This window comes from Vulcanococcus sp. (assembly GCF_044369115.1).
Taxonomy (GTDB): Bacteria; Cyanobacteriota; Cyanobacteriia; order PCC-6307; family Cyanobiaceae; genus Vulcanococcus.
This window is the reverse complement of record NZ_JBIPMN010000116.1, coordinates 1-8,382: the sequence shown is the minus strand read 5'-3', so window position 1 is coordinate 8,382 and position 8,382 is coordinate 1. Positions and strand designations below refer to the sequence as shown.

At 66.4% G+C, this 8,382-nt stretch carries 11 protein-coding genes and 1 tRNA gene; 4 read left to right on the top strand and 8 right to left on the bottom strand.

Going from position 1 to position 8,382, the window contains the following annotated elements; genetic code table 11:
* Positions 1 to 1,576 (bottom strand): Hsp70 family protein (locus ACIQ2E_RS09865; protein WP_398329625.1); only part of this gene is annotated, 1,576 nt, incomplete at its 3' end.
* 93 nt (positions 1,577 to 1,669) lie between these two features.
* On the opposite strand from ACIQ2E_RS09865, the gene ACIQ2E_RS09860 reads away from it, so the two are divergent.
* The 3 genes from ACIQ2E_RS09860 to ACIQ2E_RS09850 are packed head-to-tail and all read left to right on the top strand — an operon-like array spanning position 1,670 to position 2,595.
* On the top strand, positions 1,670 to 1,975 hold the full coding sequence (locus ACIQ2E_RS09860) for a hypothetical protein (RefSeq protein ID WP_398329622.1): 306 nt from the start codon (positions 1,670 to 1,672) through the stop codon (positions 1,973 to 1,975).
* 3 nt (positions 1,976 to 1,978) lie between these two features.
* Positions 1,979 to 2,209: a DNA-directed RNA polymerase subunit omega gene (locus ACIQ2E_RS09855; protein ID WP_296369333.1), complete on the top strand. Its 231-nt coding sequence runs from the start codon at positions 1,979 to 1,981 to the stop codon at positions 2,207 to 2,209.
* A gap of 14 nt (positions 2,210 to 2,223) precedes the next feature.
* A complete protein-coding gene (locus ACIQ2E_RS09850) occupies positions 2,224 to 2,595 on the top strand; it encodes a DUF1818 family protein (protein WP_398329619.1) in 372 nt (123 codons plus the stop codon).
* Here ACIQ2E_RS09850 and ACIQ2E_RS09845 read toward each other — a convergent pair.
* Positions 2,558 to 3,436 carry an NAD(P)-dependent oxidoreductase gene (locus tag ACIQ2E_RS09845; protein ID WP_398329616.1) on the bottom strand — a complete coding sequence of 293 codons (879 nt, stop codon included), beginning with the start codon at positions 3,434 to 3,436 and terminating at the stop codon, positions 2,558 to 2,560. The genes ACIQ2E_RS09850 and ACIQ2E_RS09845 overlap by 38 nt on opposite strands.
* A 374-nt stretch (positions 3,437 to 3,810) precedes the next feature.
* Between ACIQ2E_RS09845 and ACIQ2E_RS09840 the strand changes: the two genes are divergently transcribed.
* Complete coding sequence (locus ACIQ2E_RS09840) at positions 3,811 to 4,038, top strand: DUF2811 domain-containing protein (RefSeq protein WP_398329613.1); 228 nt, start codon at positions 3,811 to 3,813, stop codon at positions 4,036 to 4,038.
* On the opposite strand, the gene ACIQ2E_RS09835 is transcribed toward ACIQ2E_RS09840, so the two are convergent.
* The 6 genes from ACIQ2E_RS09835 to ACIQ2E_RS09810 all read right to left on the bottom strand — a co-directional run bounded on the left by ACIQ2E_RS09835 (position 4,019) and on the right by ACIQ2E_RS09810 (position 8,138).
* Entirely contained in the window at positions 4,019 to 4,813 is a 795-nt protein-coding gene (locus ACIQ2E_RS09835; protein ID WP_398329610.1) for a hypothetical protein, read from the bottom strand. The two genes, ACIQ2E_RS09840 and ACIQ2E_RS09835, sit on opposite strands and share 20 nt — an antisense overlap.
* A complete protein-coding gene (locus ACIQ2E_RS09830) occupies positions 4,810 to 5,268 on the bottom strand; it encodes an EVE domain-containing protein (protein ID WP_398329607.1) in 459 nt (152 codons plus the stop codon). Before ACIQ2E_RS09830 ends, ACIQ2E_RS09835 begins: the two co-directional genes overlap by 4 nt.
* A gap of 58 nt (positions 5,269 to 5,326) precedes the next feature.
* Positions 5,327 to 6,700 carry a UDP-N-acetylmuramoyl-L-alanine--D-glutamate ligase gene (gene murD / locus ACIQ2E_RS09825; protein ID WP_398329628.1) on the bottom strand — a complete coding sequence of 458 codons (1,374 nt, stop codon included), beginning with the start codon at positions 6,698 to 6,700 and terminating at the stop codon, positions 5,327 to 5,329.
* 21 nt (positions 6,701 to 6,721) lie between these two features.
* Positions 6,722 to 6,793: transfer RNA gene (locus ACIQ2E_RS09820), tRNA-Val, on the bottom strand.
* A gap of 40 nt (positions 6,794 to 6,833) precedes the next feature.
* Complete coding sequence (locus ACIQ2E_RS09815) at positions 6,834 to 7,625, bottom strand: photosystem II S4 domain protein (protein WP_398329604.1); 792 nt, start codon at positions 7,623 to 7,625, stop codon at positions 6,834 to 6,836.
* 9 nt (positions 7,626 to 7,634) lie between these two features.
* Positions 7,635 to 8,138 (bottom strand): hypothetical protein, encoded by a 504-nt coding sequence (locus tag ACIQ2E_RS09810; protein WP_398329601.1) that lies wholly within the window; start codon positions 8,136 to 8,138, stop codon positions 7,635 to 7,637.
* Between the last annotated feature and the right edge of the window lie 244 nt (positions 8,139 to 8,382).

Here is an 8,382-nt window from a genome sequence, read left to right as displayed (position 1 = left end):
GCGGCACGGGCTGATCGCTGCCCAGATCATGCCCCTCCACGGTGAGATCACCGCGGCTGTTGATGGCAAAGCGCAGCTCCAGCCGATCGCTGCCCGGTTCGCCGGCTGGTGTGAGTGGAATCGGAGCGGGCTGCTGGGCCCAGGCTTCCACCGCTGCCGTGCCGGCCCTCTGGCGCCGCAGCACCGGCAGACCGTTGACAAACACCACCTCGCTGCGCTCTTCAGCCAGGGGTTCACCCAGCACGAGCTCCAGCTCTGTTTGTTGGGGGCGGCTGCAGCCGATGCGCAAGCTGAGGGGCTGTTCGCTGGGCCAGGGGTAACCAGGCAGAAACAGCGGATGCCAGCGGTGTTCGGCGCTGCGTTGATCCCAGCAGCGCAGCGACACCCCGCGCTGCAGCACGTCTTTCACCGTGACGCCCGGGGTGAGCCGCAGCGCCCCGAGGGCCACAGCCTCCACGGGGCGCTCGAGCCGTAGGGGCACCTGGGGCAACCGCTCCTTGAGCCAGGAGCGGATCAGCGGCAGCCGGCTGCTGCCCCCCACGGGCAGCACAGCGTCGATCTGCTCTGCCTCCACGCCGCAGCTTCTGGCTGCGGCCAGCACCTGCTCCAGCAGGTCATCGAGCAGCGCCAGCAGCTGCCGCTCACGCAACAGCCCCTCCAGCTCGCGGCGGCTCAGGCGCAGTTCCAGGGGCCGTTCACCAGGGCCTGGGCTCCAACGCACCAGCGCCTCCTCGGTAGCGCTGAGCGCGCACTTCAGTCGCTCGCAGCAGTGGAGCAGGGAGGGGGTGGTGGGATCGACGCCCAGCAGGTGGCCGCCGCGATCCACCTGATCGGCCGCGATCCAGCGATCGAGATCCCGTCCTCCCACAGCCAGGCCCGCCTTGCCCAGCACCCGGGCGGTGCGCAAGCTCTGGCGGCTTGTGCTGAGATCGCGGCCGCCGAAACGCAGCAACTGGGCAATCGGGGCTGCCTTGCCCTCGCCTCCTTCCAGGGCCACCAGCGACAGATCCGTGGTGCCGCCGCCCACATCAACCACCAGCACCCGACTGCCCGCCGGCAGCCCGGCTCCAATCGCTGCGGCCGTGGGTTCATCCACCAGGGCGATCTCCGGCACGTCCAGCTGGCTGGTGGCCTCCAGCAGCCACTGGCGGTAGCCCCGGTAGCTGTCGATCGGGGCTGTGAGCACGAGTCGCTGGGGCAGAAACTGCTCCGGCAGCCGCTGCCAGATCTGCTCCAGCAACAGCTGGCCGCTCTGCTCCGGGCTGAGCCAGCCGGTCTCCGGTTCCGTGTCCGTTTCGGTGCCCGGTTCACGACCCGGTTCGGTGCCGATGCGGCGTTTGAAGTCGCGGTGCAGCCCGGCTCCACCCTGCTCGAGCAGGCCGGCTTCGATCACCTGCCGGCCGATCAGCGGCTGGCTTGAACTGGATTCCTGCAGCCAGATCAGGCTGGGCACCACGCTGGGGTTGCTGGAGCTGATCGGCGTGAGATCGAGCAGCGTGGGGGCGGTATCGCCAGTGCCTTGGTAGGCCACCACGGTGGTGGTGCTGCCCAGGTCGATGGCAAGGGTGCCGGCCACGGATGAAAGCTGAAGGGAACACAACGCCCCTGAGCGTGGCGCAGTCTTCGCCTGCATGGTGAGACCAGTGGGTCTCTGGGGGCGTGAGGGGCGATGGAGCGTGTGATTCAGGCCGTGTTGTCGTTCTATCGAGAGGACCCCGAGCTGTTGCGGCGCCTGGATCCGCTGCGGGCCTGCCGAGTGTCCCGCGGTTGGAGTGGCCTGCGGATCGAATGCCGCGACTGTGCACACCGGGCTGTGGTCTGCCGCGTGGTGGAGCTGTTGCGGCCGCCCCTGGAAGCTCTGGCGCTGGTGCGGGAGATCCGCTTGCTGGCCCCGGGGGCTGAGCCGCTGGTGTTCCCGGTGAGTGTGCCGTTGCCCAGCAGCCTCCTGACCTACGATGAATCGATTGGCGATTAGTTCATGTATCTCGGCGTCAACGTCAGCCCCAAAGAGCTCGCTCAGCGCGCCGAGAGCCTGGTTCGGCACTCCAGCAACCGTTACCTCACCACCGTGCGGATTGCCTTCCGCGCCAAGCAGCGCCGCTTCGATGATTTCGATGGCCTGCTGGAAGATTCGATGGTGAAGCCGGTCCAGCGCGCCATCATCGAACTCAGCGACGAACAAGATCAGCCTGATCTGCTGCCCGGCTGAGCAGCGGCCTTGCCGTGATTGAGCGTGAAGGAGAGGGTTGGCGGTTGGCCTGGGATGGCAGCCGCCAACCCTTTTCAGTGTTGATGGCCGGCGAGGGCTGGGCCGCGGAGCTTACCGAGCCTGAAGCCGAGGCCCTGCGCGAGGCCGTGGCTGATCTGGTGGCCCAGCACCAGGGTCTGGTGGATCAGCTGATGGAGGAGGAGGCGATCGAGCTGGAACTCGAGCGCGATCCCTGGTGGCTGGCGATTGAAGGCGATCGTCGCCACTGGTCGTTGCGGGTCGTGCTCACGCCTGCGCCAGGGCAGCGGGCGCTCGAAGGCAGCTGGTCTGAGCTGGCAGCCAGGCCGTTCAGTCAGGCGTTGCAGCAGCTGTTCGGCCAGCCGTGAGCTGGTGCAGGGCGCAGTAGTCGAGGCCATCCAGGCCAGCGGCGCTGGAGCGCTGCAGCAGGGCAGCTAGCCCAGAGAGCCCTTCGCTGTTGAGCCCAGCCTGTTGGGCTGCTCGGATGAACAGATCGAGGTCCTTGCGCAGGTGGGCGGTGGGGAAGTTGGGGTTGGCGTAGTCGCCGCTGAGCTCCCGCTGCAGCTTCTTGTCGAAGGTGGGGGCGTAGAGGGCGCTGTTGCGCAGCAGCGCCATGAACGGCTCCACCTCCACACCGCCCTGCTGCACCAGGTGCAGCGACAGGCTGAAGGCATGGGTGAGGCTGGCGATCAGCTGGTTGAGCGCCAGCTTGGCCGTCATGGCACTCCCCACCGCGCCGAGATGCACAGGGTCTCGGCTGAGCTGCTGGAGCAGCGGTAGGGCCTCCTGCATCAGCTCAGTTGGCCCACCGGTCATCAGCTGCAGCGTGCCGTCGAGGGCTTCCGGCCGGCTGCCGAGCATCGGTGCCTCGAGATAGGAGCCGCCCAAGGCCGTCACCGCTTCGCTCAGGCTCTGGCTTTCGGCGGGCCCGATGGTGCCGATCTGAAGCACGCGGCGCCCCCGCAGCTCCTCCGCCACCTGATCGATCAGCACGGCGTGGGTGGTTGGTCCGTCGCTGAGCACGGTGAGCAGCCAGTCGGCTTCAGCTGCTGCCGCAGCTGGGCTGGGGGCTTGCCGGGCGCCGAGCTCCAGCAGGGGCTGAGCGCGTTCGGGATGGCGGTTCCACACGCTGAGGCTGTGGCCGCAAGCCAGCAGCCGCGTGGCGATGGCACTGCCGAGCAGGCCTGTTCCGAGCAGAGCAATGGTCATGGCGCTCAGCTTGCCTGAGCTGCCCGCGTGAGATCGGGTCTGAGATTGACCCGTTGATCAGCACTGCTGATGGCCGCTGTTCTCCCAATGGTGTGGCGTTCTTCCCCAGGTTTTTGCCCGGTTTTTCCACAACTCCTTGCAGCCGCTGCCCCGCCGTTGCGGGTGCCTGGGGAGAACGGCGCTCTTCTGTGCTTTCCCGTTGACAGCGGCAGCCCCGCTTGCCAGCTCCCTAGGGCGGGTTGTGGGCGGAGCTATCAGAGGCCGTGCTGGAGGCGGGTTCTTGCCCTGAGAGCGGATGCGAACAGGCCCGTTTGGGACTGGTTGACCGGTGCTCAACCCTGTGGGGAACTGGTGGGCGTTGAGCGGAGACCTGGATGGACAGTGTTGGCACGGTGAGCATGCGCGCTGAGGTGCCGGAGCCCCTGCTGCAGTCGATGCAGGGTTTTATCGAGGCGCACCCCAACTGGGATCAGTACCGCCTGTTTCAAGCGGCCCTGGCTGGCTTTCTGGTGCAGAACGGCGTGCAGACCCGTGAGATCACCCGCTGTTATCTGGCCAACCTGTTTCCCCAGCAGAGCCGCTTCACCGATCCGATTGTTTGAAGCTGGCGTGCAGGTTGGCGGGGTTGTTCTGAAGTTCGGGGCGTAGCTGCTCGTAGGCGCCCGTCACGGTGGTGGTGAGAAGCGGCAATACCACAACCAAGGCCAGCGCTGTGGCCAACGGGCCGAGGCCTGACATCAAGCCTTCCGCGAGCAGTCCGATCAGCAAGGGGATCATCAGTAGTGCGGCGAGGCCGCTGCAGAGCAGCAACAGCCCGGGCCCGTGATGCTCCAGCAGCCACACTCCCTGGCGAAACAGGGCAACGCCCTTCAGCCGGGTGTCCAGCACCAGGCATGGACCAAACAATTGGCTGATCACGACAGCCGCGGCGGCAAGCAGCCCGATCAGGGCTGGAACGGCGCTCAAGTCCGGGAGCAGCAGCAGCGCCAGCGACCACACCACGCCTGTGATCAGTGCGACGCCGGCCAGCGCAGCAGCCAGTAAGAACAGATAAAGGCACAACCGTCCGCTGTGGCGGCATTCGGCGGGGCTGAGTTCATGCCAATGAATGCGATGCCCGCGGGCGATGGCCAAGCCAGCCAGCGTGAAACCCTCGATCATCCAGATCAAGCTGCCGCCATACAGCGCAATGCCGCTCAGGTGAAGCAGAGCTGCCAGCACTCCGCTGTCCACCTGTTCGGCGGCGGCGAACAGAGCCCAGCCCAGCAAGTGCGTGCCCAGGGCACACAGGCTGAACACCAGCAGCAGCGGCTCTCGGCCGAGGCCAGCCCAGCTTTGCTGGAAGGCCCCCCAGCCGTTCAGCCGCACAGGGCTCACAGAGGCCCCAACAGCTCCAGCAGGCGCTGGGCGCTGGCATCCGGCACGGGCAGGATCGAGAGCCGGTTGCCGTTGCGCACCACTGGGAGTTCGTCAACGCTGAACTGCTCGCGCAGCGCATCCAGGCTCAGCAGGTGGCGAAAGGTGCCCACGTAGCGCAGCCGCACGCAATCCCAGCGCGGTTTGTCTGGGCTGGATTTGGGATCGAAGTATTTGTTGGCGGGATCAAACTGGCTGGGGTCAACAAGACCCGTTTCCACCACCTCCATCAGCCCCACAATGCCGGGTGGTTTGGCGTTGGAGTGATAGAAAAAAGCGCGGTCTCCGATCTGCATGGACCGCATGAAATTGCGGGCCTGATAGTTGCGGATCCCATCCCAGAGCGTTGTGCCTTCCCGCTGAAGATGCTCGATCCCATACACATCGGGCTCGCTTTTCATCAGCCAGTGGGTCATCGCTGCTGTATGCGTTGCCGCGAGGCTAGCGGTGCTGCTGCGCTGGCACCCAGCAGGGTCAGAGGCTCTGAACCAGTTGGCGGAAATGATCGCCGCGCTCTTCAAAATCCCTGTATTGATCAAAGCTGGCGCAGGCCGGTGAGAGCAGCACCGCTTGGCAGTGGCGTTCAGCGGCGATCCGGCGTGCCAGGGGCACCGCTTCGCTGAGCCCCTCCACCGCGTGAATGGCTCCTGCGTAGTGGCTGTTTTGCAGCAGTTGCTGAAAGGCTTCCCGGGCGGCTCCGAACAACACCACCGCCCGGGCTTCGCGTTGCAAGCCGGTCAGCCAGCCTCTGGCGTCGCCTTGTTTGGCCTCGCCGCCCGCCAGCACCACAAGGGGGGCGGTCAGTGCCTTGAGCGCCACTTCGGCGGCGTCGTAATTGGTGGCCTTGCTGTCGTTGATCCAGGCCACGCCATCCAGCTGGCGAATGAGCTCGAGCCGGTGGGGCACTCCAGGAAACGAGCGCAGTGCCTCCTGCATCACAGAGGCGCTCAGCCCCACCTCGAGGCCCACCGCCACGGCCATCAGCATGTTCTGGCGGTTGTGCGCGCCAGGCATGGCCAGGGCATCGGCGGGGAGCAGAGGGCCACTGGCTTGGCACACCTGGTTGGCTTCGATCCACAGGTGGGGTTCGAATCCTGCGGCTCGAGCCTGCTCGCGGCTGCCGGCTGTGATCCAGCGGGCTTGATCCCAGCTGGCGGCGCGGCTGCACAGGTCGGGATCGTCGCCGTTGAGGATGCGCACCTCGGAGCGCTCCAGCAGGCTGCGTTTGATGGCCCTGTAGTTGTCGAGCGTGCCGTGGCGCTCGAGATGGTCGGGGGTGAGCGTGGTCCACACCCCGATGCGCGGTGCCAGGGCCGGCGCCGATTCGATCTGGTAGCTGCTCAGCTCCACCACCAGCCAGGCAGGCAGCTGCCCGTTGCCACGCTCCAGTGCCAGCTCGGCCGCGGAGAAGCCCACGTTGCCGCACATCGGTGCATCGAGGCCGGCCTGCTGAAGCAGGTGAGCGATCAGATGGGTGATGGTTGTTTTGCCGTTGGTTCCGGTAATGCCGATCCAGGGCACAGCCCCCCGGGCTTCCCAGGCGGTGGTGATCTCGCCGTCGGTGCGGACGCCGCCTTGGCGCAGGGCCTCAAGGGTGGGGTGATCCCAGCGGATGCCGGGGCTCACGATCACCCGCTCCGGCCGGCTCGGCAATGCCGTGAAGCTGGAGGGTTCGAGTGGAACGCCCAGCCTCACATCAATGCCTTCGGCGCGCAGTGCATCGGCCCGCTGCTGCAAGGCGGGGCTGTCGCCGCTCTCGAGCACCAGCACTGAGGTACCGCGCTGATGCAGCAGCCGTGCCGCCCCGATTCCCGAGCGCCCAAGGCCCAGCACCACCTGCAGCGCCATCTGCATGGGCATCAAAACAAGTGGGCGATACTGGAATCGAACCAGTGACTCCTACCGTGTCAAGGTAGTGCTCTACCTCTGAGCTAATCGCCCTCAGAGCCTGTCGGCATCAGCAACTTAGCAGCCGAGATCCTCAGCGTCGCTGCATCACCAGCCGCCAGCGATCACGCTTGGTGGGCTGAATCTCCACGACTTCGAGCTCGCCGCGTCCATCGAGCCGTACCCGATCGCCGCAGCGCAGTTCCTTGCTCGGGCTGGTGACCACCTGCCAGTTCACCCGCACGGCTCCCTGGCGGATCAGCTCAGCCATGCGGCTGCGCGAGAGGCCGAGCCCGGCCGAGCCCACCGCATCCAGCCGGAGGGAGGCCTCCACGCTGCTCAGCTGCTTCGGTGAGCGAAGGGCGGGCCATTGCACCTGCTCGAGCGGCACCACCTGCAGTCGCACCGGCACGCTGCGCACCTGAGCCTCTCGGTTATCGGCCAGGGTTGCGGCCTCCTGGCTGAGTACAGCCTGGGCGCCCCGATCGCCGCGCATCCACAGATCACCCAGATCAGCGGCTTGCAGCCCCGCTTGCAGCAATCCCTGGCGCACATCGGCCGGTTCCGCGGGGTCAAACAGAAAGTTGCCGCTTACCACCAGTCCGCTCACGGCGGCGGCTGGGGCTGGGGCTTCGCTGTCAGCAGCAAGGTCGGCCCGGCCGATCAGCAGGCGGCAGCGCTCGGCCTGGGGCCAGCCCCCATCGGCCAGAAGGCTCACTTCACTCAGGGCACCCAGACGCGCTTCGGCTTCTTCTTTCAGCTCGGCATCCACGAAACCGCTCCAGCGCGGTTCCCAGGTGCGCAGGGCCTCTTCCGCCAGATCGATCAGGGCCGCTAGTTCTTGCCGGCAGCGGCTTCCCTTGAGCAGCGTGTCGCGCGGAAGCATTTCAGGCCCTCAGTTGTCGTTGAGCCGCACCACCGCTTTGGGGCGGGCTTCCTGCAGGCGTGTCCAAGGCACTTCGATGCCGTTGGGCATCTCCACCAGCAGCAGCCAATTGCCTTCATCGAGACGGTTGCGCAGGGCACGCACCCGATCGTCCACATCGGAGCTCACGCTGGCGGCTGCGGCGAAACTGCCCATCCAGCCGGATCCCAGACCCAGCAGGCCACCGATCAGATGGGAGCCGATCGGGCCGGCGAAGGCGAACGTGTCGAGATCGGTGATGAAGGTGAAGGTGAGACCAGCGAAAAATCCAAAGGGGATCAGCCAGGTGGACATGCGCCGTTGCCGAATGCGCCGCGCCAGGGCGGGATTGAGTTCAGCCACTTCGGCGATGTCGGTTTCGCCCTGACCGATCGCCACCAACCGCTGCGGCGCCGGGGTGAGCTCGTTCAGGTGCTCGCTCAGTTGCCGCAGCCGTTTGCGCTCCGCTACCACCACCACCACGCTGCTGCCCACGAACCCGGCCCTGAGAAGGCTTGATTCTCTCCTGCGAGATGGGGTGAGACCCACCTCTCTACACTTCACCTCCGGCCGCCCCCACCCCGCCGGGTCATGACAAAGGTTCTGGTTTCCGATCCCATCGATCAGACAGGGATCGACATCCTGTCGCAGGTGGCTCAGGTGGATGTGCGCACGGGCCTGCCGCCCGAGCAGCTCAAGGCGATCATCGGTGAGTACGACGCTCTGATGATTCGCTCCG